We start from the raw sequence: 18,673 nt of genomic DNA, 5'->3' as shown, positions 1-18,673 counted from the left end.
TCCCTTTGCTAAAGCTTGAGATCGTCCCGTCGCATGTTGAGCGTGCGCTCGACAATGGCGATCGGGTCGGAACGGAGGATCCTGTAGATCCTCAGGATGTATTCGCCAATGATGCCCAACAGGAAAGCGTTGAGCCCGATCCCGAACAGGATCAGCACCTGGATGCTCACGAAGCCGCGCGGCAGGTCGGGCTGCAGGAAGCGCAGGACGACATAGTATGCAGCGGCAACCAGGCTGAACAGCAGGATCACGATGCCGACGAAGGAGGCCATCCGCAACGGCACGGTGGAGTGATTGAACACCGCCGTCAGCCCGAGCCGCACCAATCGCGTCACATTGAACTTGCTCTCCCCTACCGTCCGCGCGTCGCGGTCGTAGACGATGCCGGTCTGATTGAATCCCAGGCCGGCGATCATGCCGCGCAGGTAAGGGTTGGCCGGGCGGGACTTGGCGATGGCCTCGACCACCGCGCGATCGATCAGCCGGAAATCGCCCACGTCGCGCGGGATCGGATGTTCGCTGACCTTGTCGATCACCCAGTAGCCGCACTTGCGGATCAGGTTGAGCAGCCAGCCCTCGGGCCGCTTGCGCCGGATGCCATAGACAACATGATGGCCCTGCTGCCAGAGCTCGAAGAACTGCTCCAGCATCTCGGGAGGGTCCTGCAGGTCCGCATCGATCTGCATGACCGCGTCGCCGCGTGCATGCAGATAGTTGGCGAGGATCGAGCTCTGGAATCCGAAGTTGCGGGAAAAGCGCATGGCGCGCACCCGCGGGTCCGCAGCGGCCAGTTGCTCCAGCATCGGCCAGGTCCGATCGTCCGAGTGGTTGTCGGTAAAGACGAATTCGAGATCGCAGCGATCCGCCATGCGTTCGCCGAGCGCCACGAGGCGCGCGTAGAGCGCCTCGATGTTGCCCGCCTCATTGAGCACGGGGATGGAGATCGACACCAGGGGTCGTCGTGCCGGCGGAGAGCTACCGTCGTTCATGCTTGTTGTTGCGGCTCTGCGAGAAGTGCCTTCAGATAGGCCGTGACACCGGGGAGTGCCGGGCGGAAAGGGATATTCTTGATCACGCTGGGCTGGGGGAGCACGGTCGCGTAGTTGTCGTCGGGCGGCTCGGGCCGCGCGCCGATGCGCAGGAGATCGACACGATCCAGCGCGGAGAACACGTGGGAAGCCAGATCGCGCAGCGTGCAGGGCGCGCCATGGCTCAGCGCCAGCAGGCCGCTCGATCCGGCCTCGAGCGCTGCATGAATCGCGGCGACGTCGTCGTCCACATGGTGATACTCGCGCAATTGCCGACCCGGGGACATCTCGAAAGGACGGCCCTCTCGCAATGCCCGCAGGAGCTGGCCCAGGAACATGAAAGGAGCGGGCTCGCCGCCGCCGTACAGCGTATGGATCTGCAGATGCAGGACGGCATCGCCCGCCGCCGCCCGCTGCGCCACGAGGCGCCCGAGCTCGGCCTTGGTGGCGACGTAGGCATTCGGGTGCTCGACCAGGCGCTCCATCACGGTGCCGAAGGTCACCACGCGCTGCCCCGACCTGCGCGCAGCTTCCATCACGCGGGTGGGAAGCTCGACATTGACACGCTGGTGGTCGGCGCGCGGCAGCGCCGGATCGAGCAACCCCGCGGCGACCAGGATCACCGAGCCGGCCGGCGCGGCTTCGAAGAAGCGGGCAATCCGCGAGGTGGCGTCAGCTTGCCACCAGTCTTCGTAGATCGCCCGATCCAGCACGGTGACCTGGTCCAGCGGGCGCGACGACTGGATCGCACGCCCGAGCCGGCCACGCCCGCCGATCACATAGATCATTCGACGATGTCCCTGCGCCATGCATCGATTTGCGCCAGGGTCAACGCCTTGGCGGTTTGCGGCGCTTCGTAGTACTGGCGGTACCAGGACGCCGTTTCGCGAATCACGCGCTGGGTGTCCCAGGCGGGTGCCCAGCCCAGCAGGTTGCGCGCCAGCGAGCTGTCGAGCGCCAGCGCACCCGCTTCCGGCAATGGGTTGTTCATGAACTCGAGGGGCGGGCGTCGCCACTCGCTGCTCATGAGCTCCAGGACCTCGCGCACCGAGTATTGCCTGAGGTCCTGTGGACCGAGGTTCCATGCGCGCGCAAACTCCTGTGCCTGCGGTCCCACGAGCTTCGACATCAGGAGCAGATAGCCGTGCACGAGCGCCAGGACATGCTGCCACGGCCGCGTCGCGTCGGGATAGCGCAAGGTCAGCGGCGTGCCCGCAATCGCGCTGCGCACGAAGTCGGGAATGAGCCGGTCCTCGGACCAGTCGCCTCCGCCAACGATGTTGCCGCCACGCGCGATCGCAATGGCCGGGCCCTCACCTTTGGAAAAGGGGTACGACGCCGCATAGCTCTGGATCACCATTTCAGCCGCGGCCTTGGACGCGCTGTAGGGGTCCTTGCCTCCCAGCGGATCATTCTCCCGGTAGGGCCACGGCCATTCGTTGTTCTTGTAGACCTTGTCGGTGGTGACGCAGACTGCGCCGCGAACGCTCTTCACGTTGCGCGCCGCCTCGAGGACGTGGGCCGTGCCCTGGGCGTTCACCTGGAAGGTCCACAGCGGCTCCCGGTAGGAGCGCCGCACGAGCGGCTGTGCGGCCAGGTGCAGCACGAGTTCCGGCTCGAAGCTGCGCATCGCATCCAGAAGATGCTCGTACTCGCAGATGTCGCCAAGCGTGCTGGCGTGCATCTCGGCCTCGATGCCCGCCTCGACAAACAGCGACGGGGTGGTGTCAGGCGGCAGTGAGTAGCCCGCAACGACAGCGCCGAGCGACCGCAGCCAGAGGCAGGCCCATCCGCCCGTGAAGCCCGTATGGCCAGTGACGAAGACTTTTCGACCCTTGAGCGCCGCTTCGAAGTCAGCCGGGATCGTCATGGGAACAACTCCGCACCCTCCAGCATCGAGGCCTGCCGGTCCTTCGCGGACAGCTGGGGTGCAACGCCGGTTTCCGGCCACCGGATGCCAAGAGCCGGGTCATTCCAGAGAATCGCTCGCTCATGCGTCGGCGCGTAGTAGTTCGTCGTCTTGTACAAGAAATCCGCCGAATCGCTCACCACCAGGAACCCATGCGCAAACCCTTCGGGCACCCACAACTGCTTGTGATTCTCTTCCGTGAGCTCCACTCCCACCCACTGCCCGAAGGTCGGTGATGACCTGCGGATATCGACCGCGACGTCGAACACCGCACCACGCACCACCCGCACCAGCTTGCCTTGCGGCTGCTGTATCTGATAGTGCAGCCCGCGCAGCACGCCCTTCACCGAGCGCGAATGGTTGTCCTGCACGAAGTCCACGTGCCGCCCTACCGCCTCGTCGAACGCCCGGCCGTTGAAGCTTTCATAGAAGAACCCGCGGGCATCGCCGAACACCTTCGGCTCGATCACGAGCACATCGGGAATCGCAGTCGGCGTCACCTTCACGAGCGCACCCCATCGGTCAGCAAATGATTCAGGTACTTGCCGTAGCCGCTCTTCTCCAGCGGCTTGGCAAGTTCCTCAAGTTGTGCGCTATTGATGAACCCATTGCGCCACGCCACCTCTTCCGGGCAAGCAATCTTGAGCCCCTGCCGATGCTCCAGCGTGGCAATGAATTGCCCGGCCTCGAGCAGGCTCTCGTGGGTGCCGGTGTCGAGCCAGGCATAGCCCCGCTGCATGATCTGCACGTTGAGCTGGCCGCGCTCCAGGTAGGCCTGGTTGACGGCGGTGATCTCCAGCTCGCCGCGCGCGCTGGGCTTTACCGCCTTGGCGATGTCGACCACCTGGTTGTCGTAGAAATACAGCCCCGTCACCGCATAGCTGCTCTTGGGCTGGGCCGGCTTCTCCTCGATGCTGCTGGCCTTGCCGTTCGCATCGAAGGCAACCACGCCATAGCGCTCAGGGTCGTGCACGTGATAGGCAAACACCGTTGCACCGCTCTCCTTCTCGTCGGCACCGGAGAGCAGGTGGAAGAAGTCATGTCCGTAGAAGATGTTGTCCCCGAGCACCAGCGCGCTCGGGGAATTCCCGACGAACTTGTCGCCGATGATGAAGGCCTGCGCCAGCCCGTCAGGGTTCGGCTGCACCGCGTACTGCAGGTTGATGCCCCACTGGCTCCCATCACCCAGCAATTGCTGGAAGCGCGGCGTGTCCTGCGGCGTGCTGATGACGAGGATGTCGCGCATGCCGCCCAGCATCAGCGTGCTGAGGGGGTAGTAGATCATCGGCTTGTCGTAGACCGGCAGCAGCTGCTTGCTGATCGCCAGCGTGGCCGGATGCAGGCGTGTGCCGGAGCCGCCGGCCAGGATGATGCCTTTGCGTTGCGTCATGGGATTGTTTTCCGGTGGTGAGTCAGAGCGTCTCGTGCAGCATGCGCGCGACGCCGTTCTGCCAGTGCGGCAGGCTGAGGCCGAAGGTGGACCGCAGCTTGTTGGTGCTCAGGCGTGAATTGTGCGGGCGCGTGGCGGGGGTGGGAAAGGCGCTGGTGGGTACGGCGTCGACCATGCCGGGCCCGGCCTTCAGCGCGACGCCGGCCTCCTCGGCCTGCTCGAGCACGAAGCGCGCATAGCCGTGCCAGGTGGTCTCCCCGCCGGCTGCCAGGTGGTACAGCCCGGCCTTCGCCGGTTCGCGCAGCGTGTCGCGGATGGCATGGGCCGTCACGTCGGCCAGCAGCTCGGCGCCGGTCGGGGCGCCGAATTGGTCGTCGATCACGGTCAAGCGCTCGCGCTCCTTGGCCAGTCGCAGCATGGTCTTGGCGAAGTTGCCGCCGCGCGCGGCATAGACCCAGCTGGTGCGGAAGATCAGGTGCCTGGGGCAATGCGCGGCGATCAGCTGCTCACCCTCCAGCTTGGTGCGGCCGTACACGCTGAGCGGCGAGGTGGCATCGCCTTCCTGCCAGGGCCGCTCGCCGCTGCCGTCGAACACGTAGTCGGTGGAGTAGTGCACCATCAGCGCACCGACCTGCTGTGCGGCCTGGGCGATGGCACCGGGCGCGGTGGCATTCAGCGTGCGCGCGAGCTCGGGCTCGCTCTCGGCCTTGTCGACCGCGGTGTGCGCGGCGGCATTGACGACCACGTCGGGCCGCAGCGCGAGCACCGTCTGGGCCACCCGCGCCGGATCGCGAAAGTCGGCGGGGAACTCGGTGCTCCTGGAGTCCAGCGCGATCAGTTCGCCAAGCGGCGCCAGGCTGCGCTGCAGCTCCCAGCCCACCTGCCCCGTCTTTCCGAGCAGCACTACCTTCATGCGGCCTCGTACTGCTTCTTCACCCAGTCGCGGTAGGCACCGCTTTGCACGTTGCGCACCCACGCCGCGTTGTCGAGGTACCACTCGACGGTCTTGCGGATGCCGCTGTCGAAGGTCTCGGCCGGCTTCCAGCCCAGCTCGCGCTCGAGCTTTCGCGCATCGATGGCGTAGCGCCGGTCGTGGCCGGGGCGGTCGGTCACGAAGGTGATCTGCTCCTTGTAGCCGCGGCCGTCCGCGCGCGGGCGCAGTTCGTCGAGCAGCGCGCAAACGGTGTGCACGATCTCGATGTTGGGCTTCTCGTTCCAGCCACCCACGTTGTAGGTCTCGCCCAGCTTGCCGGCCTCGAGCACGCGGCGGATGGCGCTGCAATGGTCCTTCACGTACAACCAGTCGCGCACCTGCATGCCGTCGCCATATACCGGCAGCGGCTTGCCGGCGAGGGCGTTGACGATCATCAGCGGGATCAGCTTCTCGGGGAAATGGAAGGGGCCGTAGTTGTTCGAGCAGTTGGTGGTGAGCACCGGCAGGCCGTAGGTGTGGTGCCAGGCACGCACCAGGTGGTCGCTGGCGGCCTTGCTGGCCGAGTAGGGGCTGTTGGGCTCGTACTTGTGCTCTTCGGTGAAGGCCGGGTCGCTGGACGACAGCGAGCCGTAGACCTCGTCGGTCGAGACGTGGAGGAAGCGGAAGGCCGCCTTCTGCTCCGCAGGCAAGGCGCTCCAGTAGCCGCGCACGGATTCGAGCAGGCGGAAGGTGCCCAGCACGTTGGTCTGCACGAAATCCTCGGGCCCGTGGATCGAGCGGTCCACGTGCGACTCGGCCGCGAAGTTGAGCACCGCGCGCGGCTGGTGCTCGGCGAGCAGGCAATCGACCAGGGCACTGTCGCCGATGTCGCCCTGCACGAAGATGTGCGCGGGGTTGCTCTTGAGCGAGGCCAGGGTCTCGAGGTTGCCGGCGTAGGTGAGCTTGTCGAGGTTGACCACGGCCTCGTCGCTCTGGGCGAGCCAGTCGAGAACGAAGTTGGCGCCGATGAATCCGGCGCCGCCGGTAACCAGGATCATGAAGTTCCCCGCTGTGGAAATGAAAAGACCGCCTGCCGGCCGGCAATCGGGGATTATCCCATCGCGGCATGCGCCGGAAGGCGCCGGCGCCCTGCGGGCCGCTGGTCCCGGCGAGGAGGAAGCGATCATCGGCGCGCCGCTAGGCCGCGGGCTCTACACGCAGGGCCGCGGGCGCGGCTAGAGTTTCGCCATTCACTCCCAGGAACTGACCATGGCCAACACGGACGACGACAAGCCCGACGACAAGACCGACCGCATCAAGGACTCCGCCCAGCAGATCTGGCTCGCCGGCCTCGGCGCCTTCGCCAAGATGCAGCAGGAGGGCAGCAAGGCCTTCGAGGCGCTGGTGAAGGACGGCCTCGGCGTGCAGAAGAAGACCCAGCACGCCGCCGAGGAAACGCTGGCCCAGGCCCAGGCCCGCATGGCCGGCTTCGCCAGCGAGTTCGGCACCAAGGCGGCGGGTGGATGGGGCAAGCTCGAATCCATCTTCGAGGACCGCGTGGCGCGCGCACTCGAGAAGCTCGGCATGCCCTCGGCGCACGAGGTGGCGGCACTCCAGGCGCGGGTCGAGGCGCTCGAGGCCCAGCTCAGGCGCAAGGACACAGCCAGCCGGCCCGCACGGGCGCCACGCAAGACGGCCGCGCGCCATCCGGCCGAAGCCGCGGCCAAGCCTTCGCGGCGGCGCAAGCCCAGCAGCGACGACTGAGCCACCGCGCCCTCGATCGGCGGCCGCGGCACGCATCGCAGTGCAGCAATCGCCCCGCGGCCCGGGACTTGCGCTAGAGTGGCCTCAGGAGACAAACCGGGGGCTACGAGCTCATGGCCAAGAAGGCGCCACGCCGCACTGCACAACGCATCCTCGAAGCCGCATTGGACCTGTTCAACCGGTTCGGGGAGCCGAACGTCTCGACCACGCTGGTGGCGGGCGAGCTCAACATCAGTCCCGGCAACCTCTACTACCACTACCCCGCCAAGGATGAGCTGATCAACCGGCTCTACGAAGGCTACGAGACCGAGCTCAATGAGCTGCTGCACGCGAGCGAGGGCGTGCGCGACGTGGAGGATGCCTGGTTCTTCATGCACAGCCTGTTCGAGCTGATCTGGCGCTACCGCTTCCTCTACCGCGACCTCAACGACCTGCTCTCCAAGAACCGGCACCTCGAGACTCAGTTCCAGCTGGTGCTCCAGAACAAGGCGCGCGCGATCCGGGCGCTGCTCGCCGGCATGAGCCGGTCCGGCCACCTGGACATCGACGCGGCCGAGGTCGATCCGCTGGCCCAGAGCATGGTGGTGGTGCTGACCTACTGGCTGAGCTACGAGTACGTGCGCAACCCCCGTGAGGCGCTGGAGCCCGGCCATGCCCAGAGCGCCCTGCTGCGCGGCGCGCACCACACGCTCCATCTGCTTGCGCCCTACCTCGCCGCGGAGCAGCGGCGGCATTTGCTTACGCTGAGCAACGCCTATGCGGGCGAAGATCAGCCGACAACCGTCTGAGCATCGCATGGCCCATCCCGATCTCCAACCTCTCTCGCTGCTGGCTACCGATACGGCGCCTGCTTCGGAGCCATGGGTCCAGATGCCCTACAGGGACGCGCCGCGCTTCGATGCCGCCGAAGTCCTGCAGCATTGGGCCAGGTTGCACGGCGGACACGGGCTGCCGCCGCCGGCACCCGGTCCGCTGGCCGAGGGCTGGGCGCTCTACCACAGCGGCGACTTCGAACGCGCGGCCAAGCTGGGACTGCGGCACGGCGGCGAGGGGCTGATGCTGGCCAACCAGGCCACGGCCATCTATGCCAACTATCTCGAGCCGCGCGAGGCGACGCGGCAGGCCCTGTTCAAGCTGGTGGCAGAGCGCGCCGCCGGCCAGGCGGCGCAAGAGCCCGACAACGCCCACGCGCTCTATTGGCAAGCCTATGCCCTCGGCCGCTACAGCCAAGGCATCAGCGTGGCACGGGCGCTGGCGCAGGGCCTGGGCACCAAGGTGAAGGGCGCGCTCGAACGAGTGATCGCGCTCGAGCCGCGGCACGCCGCGGCCCATGTGGCGCTCGCGGCCTTCCATGCCGAGGTCATCGACAAGGTCGGCGCGCTGGTCGGCCGCATGACCTACGGCGTGCGCGCCGAGACCGCGATCGAGCTCTTCGAGCGCGGTCTGGAACTCCACCCCCGCTCGCCCGGCGCGATGATGGAATATGCCCGCGGCATGCTGATGCTGGATGGCGATGCGCGCCTGTCCGAGGCCACCAGCCTCTACGAGCGCGCCGCCGCGGTGGACCCGGCCGATGCGCGCGAGCGGCTCGACGTGGAGTTGGCGCGCGCCGGGCTGCGCGACTGAGCCCTCACTGGCGCTTTGTCAACGCAAACGTCACTTAAGATGCGGGCCCCATCCACACGATCCCCATCATGTCCGACCTGAACGCCCTGTTCGAAGCCGCCCAGGCCAACTCCAAACTGCTCGCCGAGCGCCCGGACAACCCGACGCTGCTCAAGATCTACGGCCTGTTCAAGCAGGCGACGCTGGGCGACAACACCGAGAAGAAGCCCAGCTTCAGCGACATCGTTGCGCGCGCCAAGTGGGACGCCTGGACCGCCCAGAAAGGCTTGAGCGCGGACGAGGCCAAGCAAAAGTACATCGACCTGATCGAGTCGCTGCGCGGCTGAGCGCCAACGGCAGCGCCGGCGCGGCGCTCAGCGCCAGTCCTTGTCGTTGTAGGCGTCGTCGTCATCCTCGTCGTCATCGGGCCGGCCCAGCAGGTCGTCCAGCTTCTGCCGCAAGCGCTCCTTGATCTGCCCGCTGAAACCGGAGAACAGGCCGGCCAGCGTCGCGCGCAGCGTGAAGCTGTCGCCGCTGACCTCGACGCTGCCGTCAATGCCCGCGCGGCTGAAGCGGCCGATGTCGCGGGCCTGGCCTTCCTCGTAGCTGCAGGCCAGGCCATAGTCCTGCTCGACCTGGCTGACCCATTTGCGCGCGATCGCGCGCGCGGCCTCGATGCCGAGTTGATGGCTGCGTTCGATGTGGATGTCAGGCACCGCGCCCTCCGTGTCGGCCGTGTTGGCCGGGTTCGCCGGTCTGCCTGCGGGCCGCGGGCGCCACGGCGTCCCCAGTCCGCAGCGCCACCATTCTCTCGTCCTTGGGCAGCGAGGCCAGGCGCTTGACTGCCGCATAGAAGCGCGGCCAGTCCCGGCCTTCGCGCTCGAACAGCGCCTCGAAGCCGGGCACCAGCTCGTCGTACGCGGCCTGCGCGCCGAACAGCGCGTTGTTGGCCCGCGCCACCCAGCCGTCGTAGGCGCCCTGCCGAGGGCCGCTCCAGCCGGCGCGCAGGGCTGCGTAGCGCTGGCGGAAGTCTTCCATCGCGGCCTTCTTCTGCGCATCGACCGCCGCCCAGTCGCCGGCCTGGGCTTCCTTCGAGGCGTAGATGCCCGAGAGCGCCCGGCGCGTGGCGGCCGTGAGGGCGCGGAACTGCTGGCGACGGCCGTCGAACAGCGCGTACTCGGCGCGCGCCGCATCGCCGGCCTGGGTCTGCAGCCAGCGAGCGCCGCCGATCCGCTCCACCGCAGTCGCGAAGGACTCGTTGAACATCGTGTCGCCAGGCACGTAGAGCACCTGGTGCGCCAGCTCATGGAACACGATGCGTGCCAGTTCGCCTTCCGGGTAGCCGATGAAGGTCGACAGCAGCGGATCGCCGCCGGCCCAGTTCATCCAGCCCAGCGTGGAGTAGGCCGGCACCGGATAGACGGCCGCTTCGAGGCCCTGGGCAACCAGTGTGGCGGCCTCTGCGCGGGCTGCCGCCTCGTCGTAGTAGCCGCGGTAGCCGACGCAGCCCGCGACGGGGAAGCACCATGTCTTGAGAGTGAGCGAATGCGCGGGCGCCGCCACCACGTTCCAGACCGCGGCCGGCCGGTGCAGGTCGGCGTAGGCCTTGTAGCTCGGGTTGTCCGGCAGGCCGAGCTCGGCGACTGCGAAGCGGCGGATGCGCTGCGTGAGCGCCAGCTTGGCCTTCAGCGCGTCGGTGGCGGCCGGGTCCTGCAGCCACTGCGGCACCGGCCGCGCCGCGCGCATGAGCGCCAGATGGCCGCTGGCCGACTGCCAGTAGTAGCCCAGGTCGGCGCAGCCGGCGAGAGTCAGCACGGCCACGGCAGCAAGGGCCGCGCGCGTCTTGCTCATTCGAATGCCTTCGCGTGCGGCCGCGGTGCTGTTCGCATCCGGAACGGCCGTGCGACTCATGCCGGCACCTCAGGCATCGGGCACGACCTCGACCAGGCAGTCGTAGAAGGTGGGCCCGCGGCCGATGTCGGTCAGCCGCTGGCTGGTGAGCTGGTTGACGTTGGTGCCGTCGGCACCGAGCTTGCGCCACCAGATCCCCAACCCGTGCACCACGCCGGGCCGCGCGCGGCGCGAGACCTCGACGCGGCAGCGGTGCTCGCCGCGGCGATTGAACACGCGCACCATCGCACCGTCGACGATCCCGCGGGCGGCGGCGTCGTCCTCGTGGATTTCGAGCAGCGGCTCGCCCTCGATCGCGCGCAGGCTCTTCACGTTCACGAAGCTCGAATTGAGGAAGTTGCGCGCCGGCGGCGAGATCATCGCCAGCGGAAACTCCGTCGAGCTGCCGGCCGGCTCGTAGTTGGGGACGTGGCCCGGCAGGCCGTCCTGTCCCTGGGCCGAGAGCCGTGCGCTGAAGAACTCGCACCGGCCCGAGGGCGTGGGGAAGCCCCCTTCGGCAAACGGCGCCTCCGGCAGCTTCAGGCTGGTGAAGCCCTGGGCCTGCAGTTCCTCGATATCGATCGTGCCGGGCGCGAAGGCGCTGCGGCACAGCGTCTCGTCGTCGTCGGAGAAGCAGGGCTCGTCGAAGCCCATGCGACGCGCGAGCTCGCGGAACACCCAGGCGTTGCTGCGCGCCTCGCCGCGCGGCGCCACCGCGGGCCGGTTGAGCAGCACGTCGGTGTGGCCGTAGCTGGTGTGGATGTCCCAGTGCTCGAGCTGGGTGGTGGCCGGCAGCAGGTAGTCGGCATAGTCGGCGGTGTCGGTCTGGAACTGCTCGAGCACCACGGTGAACAGGTCCTCGCGCGCGAAGCCCGCCACCACCCTGGCCGAATCCGGCGCGACGGCGACCGGGTTGCTGTTGTAGACCACCAGCGCCCGGATCGGGTTTGCGGTGTCGAGCAGGGCATCGCCGATGGCAACCATGTTGATGGTGCGCGGCCGCCGCCCCGCCAGCAGGTCGGGCCGCTGCAGCGCGGCGCGGTCGACCGGGAACTGGCCCGAGCTGCTCAGCAGCAGCCCGCCGGCGCGCTCGCGCCAGGCGCCGACCAGCGCCGGCAGGCAGGCGATGGCGCGCGTCGCATTGCCGCCCCCGCGCACCCGCTGCATGCCGTAGTTGAGCCGGATCGCCGCCGGCCGCGTGGTGCCGTAGGCGCGCGCCAGCGCGACGATCTGCGCCTCGGGCACGCCGCAAACCGCGGCCGCGCGGGCCGGCGGCCACTGCAGGGCGCGCTCGCGCAGCGGCTCCCAGCCGACGGTGTGGCGCTCGATGTAGTCGTGGTCCAGCCAGTCGTTGACGATCAGCTCGTGCATCAGCCCGAAGGCCAGCGCCGCATCGGTGCCCGGCAGCAGCGCGATGTGCTCGTCGCACTTGTCGGCGGTCTCGGTCCGGCGCGGGTCGATGCACACCAGCCTGGCGCCCGCGCGCTTCGCCGCTTGCGCATGGCGCCAGAAATGCAGATTGCTCCCGATCGAGTTGCTGCCCCAGATCAGGATCAGCTTCGCTTCGGCAAAGAACTGGACCCGCATGCCGACCTTGCCGCCGAGCGTAAAACTTAAGGCCTCACCCCCTGCCGTCGAGCAGATCGTGCGGTCGAGCAGCGAGGCTCCCAACTTGTGGAAAAAGCGACGATCCATCGACTCGCCCTGCACAAGACCCATCGTTCCCGCATAGCTGTAGGGCAAAATCGATTCTGACGAATTGTTACAGCGCAACCCGTTCAGGCGTTCAGCGATGTCGGAAAGGGCCGCGTCCCAGCTCACAGGTTCGAACCGGCCGCTGCCCTTGGGCCCGACCCGTTTCAGGGGCTGCAGCAGCCGCTCGGCATGGTCGTTGCGTTCGATGTAGCGCGAAACCTTGGTGCACAGCACGCCGGCCGTGTGCGGATGCGCCGGGTTCCCCTGCAGCTTGACGGCCCGGCCGTCCTGCACGGTGGTCACGAGAGAGCAGGTGTCGGGGCAGTCGTGGGGGCAGGCGCCGAGCACCTGGGTCGGGGAGTTCATGGGTGGCCGGGCAATGAGTGGACCGGTCAAGTCTAAGTTCTGCGCCGCGGCGGCGCTCTGGAGTTTTCACGATGATCCATCGCAGGCACTTTTCGATCGCGGCGGGTGCTGCGGCACTCGGCGGCTTCGGCATCGCGAGGGCACAGGGCGAAGCGCCCGTCGTGCTGGGCCAGTCGGCGCCCTTCAGCGGGCCGGCGGCGCAGCTGGGCATCCAGTTCCACCAGGGCGCCAAGCTGTACCTCGACCAGTACAACGCACTGTCCGGCCACCGCGATGTGCAGATCAAGTTTCTGGACGACGGCTACGAGCCCGAGCGCTGCGCCGCCAACACGAAGAAGCTGATCGACGAGGAAGCGTTCGCACTCTTCGGCTACATCGGCACGCCTACCAGCCTGGCGGCCTTGCCGCTCGCGGTGAATGCGAGGGTGCCCTTCATCGCGCCCTTCACCGGCGCGATGGCGCTGCGCGAGCCCTTCCACCGCAACGTGTTCCACCTGCGCGCCTCGTACAACGACGAGACGGCGCTGATCGTCAAGCAGCTCACCCACCTGGGCCTGCGGAAGATCGCGGTCTTCTACCAGAACGATGCCTACGGCAAGGCCGGCCTGGACGGCGTGACGCTCGCGCTCTCGCAGCTCGACCTGAAGCCCGCGGCCCTGGCCACGGTGGAGCGCAACACGGTCGACGTCGCAGCGGCGGTGAAGACCATCGTGGCGGCCAGGCCGGACGCGGTGGTCCAGGTCAGCGCCTACAAGTCCTGCGCCGCCTTCATCCGCGAAGCGCGCAAGGCGGGCTACGGCGGCACCTTCTACAACGTGTCCTTCGTCGGCACGCAGGCGCTGGCCGACGAACTGGGCAAGGACGGCGCCGGGGTGGTCGTCACCCAGGTCGTGCCCTCTCCCTACTATGCCGCGAACGGCATCACGCGCGAGTTCAACGACGCGGTGAAGAAGAGCGGCGGCACGGTGCAGTCCAACTTCTCGAGCATGGAGGGCTACCTGGCCGCCAAGGTGCTGGCCGAAGGCCTGCGCCGCGCGCCCGGCAAGCTCACGCGCGAGAGCCTGATCGCGGGGCTGGAGAGCATCGACCGGCAGCAGTTCGGCGGCTTCGAGGTCTCCTTCTCGCCGCGCAACCACGTGGCGTCGAAGTTCGTGGAGCTGTCGATGATCACGGGCGATGGTCGCATCCGCACCTGAGGATCAGATCCCTCGCTCTCGGGGAGAGGGAGCAAACCCCGCCAGGCCATCCACCGCCTGGAACATCGCCTGCCGCGCCTGGCTGATCACTTGCCCGCGCCACGCGTCGGTGTCGCTGTAGAAGGCCGCGAGCATGCGCGCGCGGATGGCCTGGGCCAGCTCGGCCGGCGCCTCGGGGTGGCGATGCAGCCAATGGTCCCCGCGCAGGGCCGCCGTCACTTCCAGCATCGGCTCGGTGCCGTACTCCAGCGCGATCGAGGTGTGCTCGGCCTGGGGGCATTCGTCTCCCAGGGCGTAGCACATCAGCCCGGTCAGGTAGGCGGATGTCGAGGAGCCGTCATACATCGAGGTGACCGGCGCCGCTGCCGTGCCCCACCAGGCGTTCGCCCTTGCATAGGCGGCCTTGTCGTCGCGGCCGGCGAAGATGCGCTCGCCGATGCCGTTGGGCCCGAGGCCGGTGTGCAGGTCGATCCAGCCGATGCTGCGGGCCCGGCCTGCATGCGTGCGCAGCACCTCGCGCAGGGCCTTGTTGCTCCAGGTGGGCGCACTGCCGCCGTAGAACAGGCCGTCGGCGAACTGGTACTGCCCACGCGTCACGGCGGCCTGGTAGAAGGGCAGCCCCTCGCGCGCGATGAGGGCATCGATCTCCGCCTGGTTCGCCGCCGACGGTGGCCACTGCTCGGGCAGCAGCAGCGGCTGGAGGCTGGCGTAGGCCTCGTTCACCGGCAGCGGCTGCGAGAAGTCGAGGAAGTTGCGGTTCAGGTCCACGTTCTCGTGCGTGACGCGCCGGCTGTGCGAGAAGCCGTGCGGGTTCAGCGCATGCACATACAGCACTGCCACGCCCTGGTCGCGTGCTTTCTCGCGCCACTCGGCATCGTGCAGCGCGAACACCTGCACGCCGCTGCCGCAATGGCCCTCGACGCCGTGGCAGCCGCTGCTCACGATCAGCAGGCTTTCGGCCCGCGCGTCGCCGTCGAGCGCCACGTCCATGGCCAGTTCCTCGCCGTCGCGGCCCAGGAGGGGTTGCACATGGGAGCGCACCGCCAGCCCCGCCGCGGCGCAGCCCTCCAGGAACTTCTGGCGGGCCAGCGCATAGCGGGGCGCAAAGGCTTCGCCCACACCGATCATGCAGCGCGCTCCCCTGCCAGCGCTGGGCCGCCCAGGAACTCCTCGGCCAGCCGCACCCAGCAGGTCGCGCCCAGCGGTATCAGGTCGTCGTTGAAATCGTAGCTCGCGTTGTGCAGCATGCAGGGGCCGCCGCCGTGGTGCAGGTCGCGGTGGCTGCCGTCACCGTTGCCGATGAAGGCATAGGCGCCGGGCCGGGCCTGCAGCATGAAGGCGAAGTCCTCCGCCGTCATCGCCGGCTCCTGCACCAGCACGTTCTCCTCGCCGACGATGCCGGCCATCACGCGGCGCGCGAAGTTCGCCTCGGCGGCGGTGTTGATCGTGGGCGGGTAGTTGCGATGGAAATGGAAGTCGCACTCGGCCTCGTGCGCCGCGCTCACATGCTCGGCGATCTTCTTCATGCGCGCCTCGATCAGGTCGAGCACCTCCAGCGTGAAGGTGCGCACCGTCCCCTTGAGCTCGCAGCAGTCGGGGATCACGTTGCTGGCTTCGCCGCCGTGGATCATCGTGACCGAGATCACGCCGGCTTCGGTCGGCTTCTTGTTGCGGGTGATGATGGTCTGGAAGGCCTGCACCATCTCGCAGGCGATCGGCACCGGATCGATGCCGGTGTGCGGCAGCGCCGCATGGCCGCCCTTGCCCCGGATGGTGATGGTGAACTCGTTGCTCGAGGCCATCGCCGGCCCGGGACTGACGGCGAACTGGCCGGCCTTCATGCCGGGCCAGTTGTGCATGCCGAACACGGCCTCCATCGGGAACTGCTCGAACAGGCCCTCCTTGACCATTTCGCGCGCCCCGCCGCCGCCCTCCTCGGCCGGCTGGAAGATCAGGTACACCGTGCCGTCGAAGTTGCGATGCTTCGCCAGGTGCTGCGCCGCCGCCAGCAGCATCGCGGTGTGGCCGTCATGGCCGCAGGCGTGCATCTTGCCGGGGTGCTTGCTGGCATGGGCAAAGGTGTTGAGCTCGGTGACCGGCAGCGCATCCATGTCGGCGCGCAGGCCGACGGCGCGGGGGCTGCTGCCGTTCTTCACGATGCCGATCACGCCGGTGGTGGCCAGGCCGCGGTGGATGGGGATGCCCCATTCGGTGAGCTTGGCTGCCACCACGTCGGCGGTGCGCTGCTCCTGGAAGCAGAGTTCGGGATGGGCATGCAGGTCGCGCCGGACGGTGGCGATGCCGGCCGCCTGGGTGACCAGGGAGTCGATAAGTTTCATAGGGAGAGTCTAGGCTCACGCGAAAGTACTCGCCAGACTAACTTCCGGGGACAATGGCCCGCATGCCGACCCCCCTCCTCTCCACTCGCAGCCTCGATTTCGCCCAGACCCTGGTGCGCATGAACACCGTGAGCACCCGCAGCAACCTGGAGCTCATCGACTTCGCGCGCGACCACCTGGCCGGCCTGGGCGTGCGCAGCCGGCTCACCTACAACGCCGACAGGACCAAGGCAAACCTGTTCGCCACGCTGGGCGCGGGCAAGCCGGCGGGCGTGATCGTCTCCGGCCATACGGACACCGTGCCCTGGGATGGGCAGGCGTGGAGCGTGGACCCGCTGTCGGCCCTGGTCCAGGACTGGCCCCAGGACGAGCACGATGGCGAGGCGATGCAGGTCGAGCCCCGCCTCTACGGCCGCGGCTCCGCCGACATGAAGAGCTTCATCGCGATCGCGCTGGCCAATGCCCAGCGCTTCATCGAGAGTGACTCGCCCTTCGCGGTTCACTTCGCCTTCAGCTACGACGAGGAGGTGGGCTGCTTCGGCGTGCGCGAGCTGATTGCCGACATGAAGGAGCAAGGCATCCGCCCGCTGGCCTGCATCATCGGCGAGCCGACGATGATGGTGCCGGCCATCGCGCACAAGGGCGTCTACCGCTACCGCTGCTGCGTTCGGGGCAAGGAAGCGCATTCTTCGCTGACGCCGCGCTCGGTCAACGCGATCGAGATGGCGGCGCGCCTGGTCGGCAAGCTGCGCGACATGGCCGAGGGCTTCGAGCGCGACGAGCCTCGCTACGCCGGCTTCGACGTGCCCTACAGCACCGCCAGCGTCGGCCAGTTCCACGGCGGCATCGCGGACAACGTGGTGCCGCGAGACGCCGAGTTCCGCTACGAGTTCCGCGACCTGCCCACCGCCGACGCGCAGAAGATGCAGAAGGAAATGCGGCTGCACGCGAACCGCCTCGAGGCCGGCATGAAGAAGATCGCGCCCGAGGCGGGCTTCAGCTTCGAGACCATCTGCGAGATCCCCAGCTTCCTGACCACCGCCGAGGACCCCGTCACCCGCCTCGCGCAGCGCCTGGCCGGCGAAGCCGGCACCACGCTCGTGGCCTTCGGCACAGAGGCCGGCCTCTTCAAGCAGGCCGGCATCCCGACGGTGGTGTGCGGCCCCGGCAGCATCACCCAGGCGCACCAGCCCGACGAGTACGTGACGCTGGCCCAGCTCGCACGCTGCGAGCAGTTCCTGCAGGGGCTCGCGCAGACCAAGGAGATCCGCTGAAGCGCGTCGCCCTCGCCCTGCTCGGCGCAGCCGCCCTGCTCTATGCCGCGGCGACGGCGCTCGCGGCGCGTCATCCCGATCCCGTGTGGGGTTACGTCGCGGCCTTCGCCGAAGCCGCGATGGTGGGCGCGATCGCCGACTGGTTCGCGGTGGTCGCGCTCTTTCGGCACCCACTGGGCTTGCCCATTCCGCACACCGCGATCATTCCGTCGAACAAGGATCGCATCGGCGCGCGGCTGGCCGGCTTCATCTGCAACAACTTCCTGAGCACGCAGCAGGTGCTGGCCAAGCTGGAGCAACTCGACCCGGCCACGCGGCTGGCCCATTGGCTCTCGCAACCCGCGCATGCCGCGACGCTCGGCGACCACCTGGTCAGCGCGGCGCGCTACGGCCTGGCCGCCTTCGACGACGCGCGCGTGCGCGAATTCCTGGGTCGCGCGGCGGCCGCGGGCCTGGCCCAGGTCGACATCGCGCGGCTGTCGGGCCAGGCCCTGGATGCGTTGACGGCCCATGGGCGGCACCAGGCCCTGCTGGACGACCTCCTGGCCCAGGTCGCGGCGGCGGTCGAGGGCGACGAGGTGCAGGCGCAGATCACCGAGGCGATCGCGCGCGAGATCCGGGCGTTGCGCTACGTTGGCCTCGACCAGGTCACGGCCCGCATGGCCACGCGCAAGGTGGTGGCAGCGGCCGCGCGAACGGTCGCCGAGATGGCGGGCGATCCCGCGCACCCCGTGCGGCAGCGCTTCGACGCGTTCATGCACCAGTTCGTCCACAAGCTCAAGACCGACCCCGAGTTCAAGCGCCGCGGCGAAGCCATCCGCGCGGAGCTGCAGGCACACCCGGCCCTTGGCGAATACCTGCACGGGCTCTGGAGCGAACTGCTGGCCTGGCTGCAGGAGGACCTGGCGAAGAGCGACTCGGAGATCCGGCGGCGCATCGTCGCGATGGCGGGGACGCTGGGCGCGCGCCTCGCGGCCGACGAGGCGATGCGGCGCTGGATCAACGAGCAGATCGTGGATGCTGCGCCGCGCGCCATCGAGCGCTACCGGGAAGACATCCGGCGCTACATCGTGGAGCGGGTGGGGCAATGGAATGCCGAGGAGATGAGCGTAGAGCTGGAGAAGCACATCGGGCGGGATCTGCAGTTCATACGGATCAACGGGACGCTGGTGGGGGGGTTGGTGGGGCTGCTGATCCATTGGGTCACGCAGGCGCTGGCTTGAACTTGCTCTTGCTCTGCGGGTTTTCGGTTCGTACGTTGCAGTTGGTTTGAGTGCGGAGCCGGGATTTCGCCCCGGCGGGCG

At 68.2% G+C, this 18,673-nt stretch carries 19 protein-coding genes; 7 read left to right on the top strand and 12 right to left on the bottom strand.

All coding sequences use genetic code 11. The annotated features are described in order from the left end of the window. Positions 1-8: 8 nt before the first annotated feature. Genes APY03_RS24335 through rfbB form a run of 7 tightly spaced genes read right to left on the bottom strand, consistent with a single transcriptional unit; the run spans position 9 to position 6,298 of the window. Entirely contained in the window at positions 9-989 is a 981-nt protein-coding gene (locus APY03_RS24335; RefSeq protein ID WP_068680903.1) for a glycosyltransferase family 2 protein, read from the bottom strand. Continuing rightward, positions 986-1,816: an NAD-dependent epimerase/dehydratase family protein gene (locus tag APY03_RS24330; protein WP_068680900.1), complete on the bottom strand. Its 831-nt coding sequence runs from the start codon at positions 1,814-1,816 to the stop codon at positions 986-988. Before APY03_RS24330 ends, APY03_RS24335 begins: the two co-directional genes overlap by 4 nt. Next, complete coding sequence (gene rfbG / locus APY03_RS24325; RefSeq protein WP_068680898.1) at positions 1,813-2,898, bottom strand: CDP-glucose 4,6-dehydratase; 1,086 nt, start codon at positions 2,896-2,898, stop codon at positions 1,813-1,815. The genes APY03_RS24330 and rfbG overlap by 4 nt, the downstream gene beginning before the upstream one ends. Continuing rightward, positions 2,895-3,443, bottom strand: coding sequence for a dTDP-4-dehydrorhamnose 3,5-epimerase (rfbC, locus tag APY03_RS24320; RefSeq protein WP_068680896.1), 549 nt, complete (start codon positions 3,441-3,443; stop codon positions 2,895-2,897). The genes rfbG and rfbC overlap by 4 nt, the downstream gene beginning before the upstream one ends. Beyond that, a complete protein-coding gene (gene rfbA / locus APY03_RS24315) occupies positions 3,440-4,327 on the bottom strand; it encodes a glucose-1-phosphate thymidylyltransferase RfbA (protein ID WP_068680894.1) in 888 nt (295 codons plus the stop codon). Before rfbA ends, rfbC begins: the two co-directional genes overlap by 4 nt. A gap of 22 nt (positions 4,328-4,349) precedes the next feature. After that, positions 4,350-5,240, bottom strand: a complete 891-nt coding sequence (gene rfbD / locus APY03_RS24310) for a dTDP-4-dehydrorhamnose reductase (RefSeq protein ID WP_068680892.1) — start codon at positions 5,238-5,240, stop codon at positions 4,350-4,352. Next, complete coding sequence (gene rfbB / locus APY03_RS24305) at positions 5,237-6,298, bottom strand: dTDP-glucose 4,6-dehydratase (protein ID WP_068680890.1); 1,062 nt, start codon at positions 6,296-6,298, stop codon at positions 5,237-5,239. Before rfbB ends, rfbD begins: the two co-directional genes overlap by 4 nt. 211 nt (positions 6,299-6,509) lie before the next feature. Here rfbB and APY03_RS24295 point away from each other — a divergent pair, with 211 nt between their 5' ends. From APY03_RS24295 to APY03_RS24280, 4 genes are all read left to right on the top strand, one after another. Continuing rightward, positions 6,510-7,004, top strand: a complete 495-nt coding sequence (locus APY03_RS24295; RefSeq protein ID WP_068680886.1) for a phasin family protein — start codon at positions 6,510-6,512, stop codon at positions 7,002-7,004. Between the two features lie 113 nt (positions 7,005-7,117). Then, positions 7,118-7,792 (top strand): TetR/AcrR family transcriptional regulator, encoded by a 675-nt coding sequence (locus APY03_RS24290; RefSeq protein WP_068680884.1) that lies wholly within the window; start codon positions 7,118-7,120, stop codon positions 7,790-7,792. 7 nt (positions 7,793-7,799) lie between these two features. After that, positions 7,800-8,630, top strand: coding sequence for a hypothetical protein (locus tag APY03_RS24285; protein ID WP_174262783.1), 831 nt, complete (start codon positions 7,800-7,802; stop codon positions 8,628-8,630). Between the two features lie 68 nt (positions 8,631-8,698). Further along, positions 8,699-8,956: an acyl-CoA-binding protein gene (locus APY03_RS24280; RefSeq protein WP_068680882.1), complete on the top strand. Its 258-nt coding sequence runs from the start codon at positions 8,699-8,701 to the stop codon at positions 8,954-8,956. 27 nt (positions 8,957-8,983) lie between these two features. Here APY03_RS24280 and APY03_RS24275 read toward each other — a convergent pair whose 3' ends face one another. The 3 genes from APY03_RS24275 to APY03_RS24265 form a co-directional block, all read right to left on the bottom strand. After that, on the bottom strand, positions 8,984-9,325 hold the full coding sequence (locus APY03_RS24275; protein ID WP_068680880.1) for a polyhydroxyalkanoic acid system family protein: 342 nt from the start codon (positions 9,323-9,325) through the stop codon (positions 8,984-8,986). Then, the gene (locus APY03_RS24270) at positions 9,318-10,460 is read right to left on the bottom strand and encodes an aminopeptidase (protein ID WP_083944551.1); all 1,143 of its coding nucleotides are present in this window, start codon (positions 10,458-10,460) and stop codon (positions 9,318-9,320) included. Before APY03_RS24270 ends, APY03_RS24275 begins: the two co-directional genes overlap by 8 nt. Positions 10,461-10,529: 69 nt before the next feature. Next, the gene (locus tag APY03_RS24265) at positions 10,530-12,560 is read right to left on the bottom strand and encodes a molybdopterin-containing oxidoreductase family protein (protein ID WP_068680878.1); all 2,031 of its coding nucleotides are present in this window, start codon (positions 12,558-12,560) and stop codon (positions 10,530-10,532) included. Positions 12,561-12,631: 71 nt separating this feature from the next. On the opposite strand from APY03_RS24265, the gene APY03_RS24260 reads away from it, so the two are divergent. Further along, entirely contained in the window at positions 12,632-13,756 is a 1,125-nt protein-coding gene (locus APY03_RS24260) for an ABC transporter substrate-binding protein (RefSeq protein ID WP_068680876.1), read from the top strand. Between the two features lie 3 nt (positions 13,757-13,759). Here the strand turns inward: APY03_RS24260 and APY03_RS24255 are convergent, their stop codons facing one another. Together APY03_RS24255 and APY03_RS24250 are read right to left on the bottom strand one after the other, a co-directional pair. Next, complete coding sequence (locus APY03_RS24255; RefSeq protein ID WP_068680874.1) at positions 13,760-14,884, bottom strand: M14 family metallopeptidase; 1,125 nt, start codon at positions 14,882-14,884, stop codon at positions 13,760-13,762. Continuing rightward, positions 14,881-16,095 (bottom strand): M20 aminoacylase family protein, encoded by a 1,215-nt coding sequence (locus APY03_RS24250; protein WP_068680873.1) that lies wholly within the window; start codon positions 16,093-16,095, stop codon positions 14,881-14,883. Before APY03_RS24250 ends, APY03_RS24255 begins: the two co-directional genes overlap by 4 nt. Before the next feature lie 62 nt (positions 16,096-16,157). On the opposite strand from APY03_RS24250, the gene argE reads away from it, so the two are divergent. Further along, the gene (gene argE, locus APY03_RS24245) at positions 16,158-17,369 is read left to right on the top strand and encodes an acetylornithine deacetylase (protein WP_068681055.1); all 1,212 of its coding nucleotides are present in this window, start codon (positions 16,158-16,160) and stop codon (positions 17,367-17,369) included. A gap of 83 nt (positions 17,370-17,452) precedes the next feature. Further along, the gene (locus APY03_RS24240) at positions 17,453-18,592 is read left to right on the top strand and encodes a DUF445 domain-containing protein (RefSeq protein ID WP_232081219.1); all 1,140 of its coding nucleotides are present in this window, start codon (positions 17,453-17,455) and stop codon (positions 18,590-18,592) included. The last annotated feature ends 81 nt before the right edge of the window (positions 18,593-18,673 follow it).

The sequence above is a fragment of the Variovorax sp. WDL1 genome, from assembly GCF_001541225.1.
GTDB lineage: Bacteria > Pseudomonadota > Gammaproteobacteria > Burkholderiales > Burkholderiaceae_C > Variovorax.
This window is presented reverse-complemented; position numbering and strand designations above follow the sequence as displayed.

Bases quoted from the DNA above. Each gene is read 5' to 3' on its own strand.
- APY03_RS24255 (WP_068680874.1), bottom strand. From the start codon at position 14,884: ATGATCGGTGTGGGCGAAGCCTTTGCGCCCCGCTATGCGCTGGCCCGC.
- rfbA (WP_068680894.1), bottom strand. From the start codon at position 4,327: ATGACGCAACGCAAAGGCATCATCCTGGCCGGCGGCTCCGGCACACGC.
- APY03_RS24335 (WP_068680903.1), bottom strand. From the start codon at position 989: ATGAACGACGGTAGCTCTCCGCCGGCACGACGACCCCTGGTGTCGATC.
- APY03_RS24270 (WP_083944551.1), bottom strand. From the start codon at position 10,460: ATGAGCAAGACGCGCGCGGCCCTTGCTGCCGTGGCCGTGCTGACTCTC.
- APY03_RS24285 (WP_174262783.1), top strand. From the start codon at position 7,800: ATGGCCCATCCCGATCTCCAACCTCTCTCGCTGCTGGCTACCGATACG.
- APY03_RS24295 (WP_068680886.1), top strand. From the start codon at position 6,510: ATGGCCAACACGGACGACGACAAGCCCGACGACAAGACCGACCGCATC.
- APY03_RS24250 (WP_068680873.1), bottom strand. From the start codon at position 16,095: ATGAAACTTATCGACTCCCTGGTCACCCAGGCGGCCGGCATCGCCACC.
- APY03_RS24330 (WP_068680900.1), bottom strand. From the start codon at position 1,816: ATGATCTATGTGATCGGCGGGCGTGGCCGGCTCGGGCGTGCGATCCAG.
- rfbD (WP_068680892.1), bottom strand. From the start codon at position 5,240: ATGAAGGTAGTGCTGCTCGGAAAGACGGGGCAGGTGGGCTGGGAGCTG.
- rfbB (WP_068680890.1), bottom strand. From the start codon at position 6,298: ATGATCCTGGTTACCGGCGGCGCCGGATTCATCGGCGCCAACTTCGTT.
- APY03_RS24260 (WP_068680876.1), top strand. From the start codon at position 12,632: ATGATCCATCGCAGGCACTTTTCGATCGCGGCGGGTGCTGCGGCACTC.
- APY03_RS24280 (WP_068680882.1), top strand. From the start codon at position 8,699: ATGTCCGACCTGAACGCCCTGTTCGAAGCCGCCCAGGCCAACTCCAAA.
- rfbG (WP_068680898.1), bottom strand. From the start codon at position 2,898: ATGACGATCCCGGCTGACTTCGAAGCGGCGCTCAAGGGTCGAAAAGTC.
- APY03_RS24265 (WP_068680878.1), bottom strand. From the start codon at position 12,560: ATGAACTCCCCGACCCAGGTGCTCGGCGCCTGCCCCCACGACTGCCCC.
- APY03_RS24290 (WP_068680884.1), top strand. From the start codon at position 7,118: ATGGCCAAGAAGGCGCCACGCCGCACTGCACAACGCATCCTCGAAGCC.
- argE (WP_068681055.1), top strand. From the start codon at position 16,158: ATGCCGACCCCCCTCCTCTCCACTCGCAGCCTCGATTTCGCCCAGACC.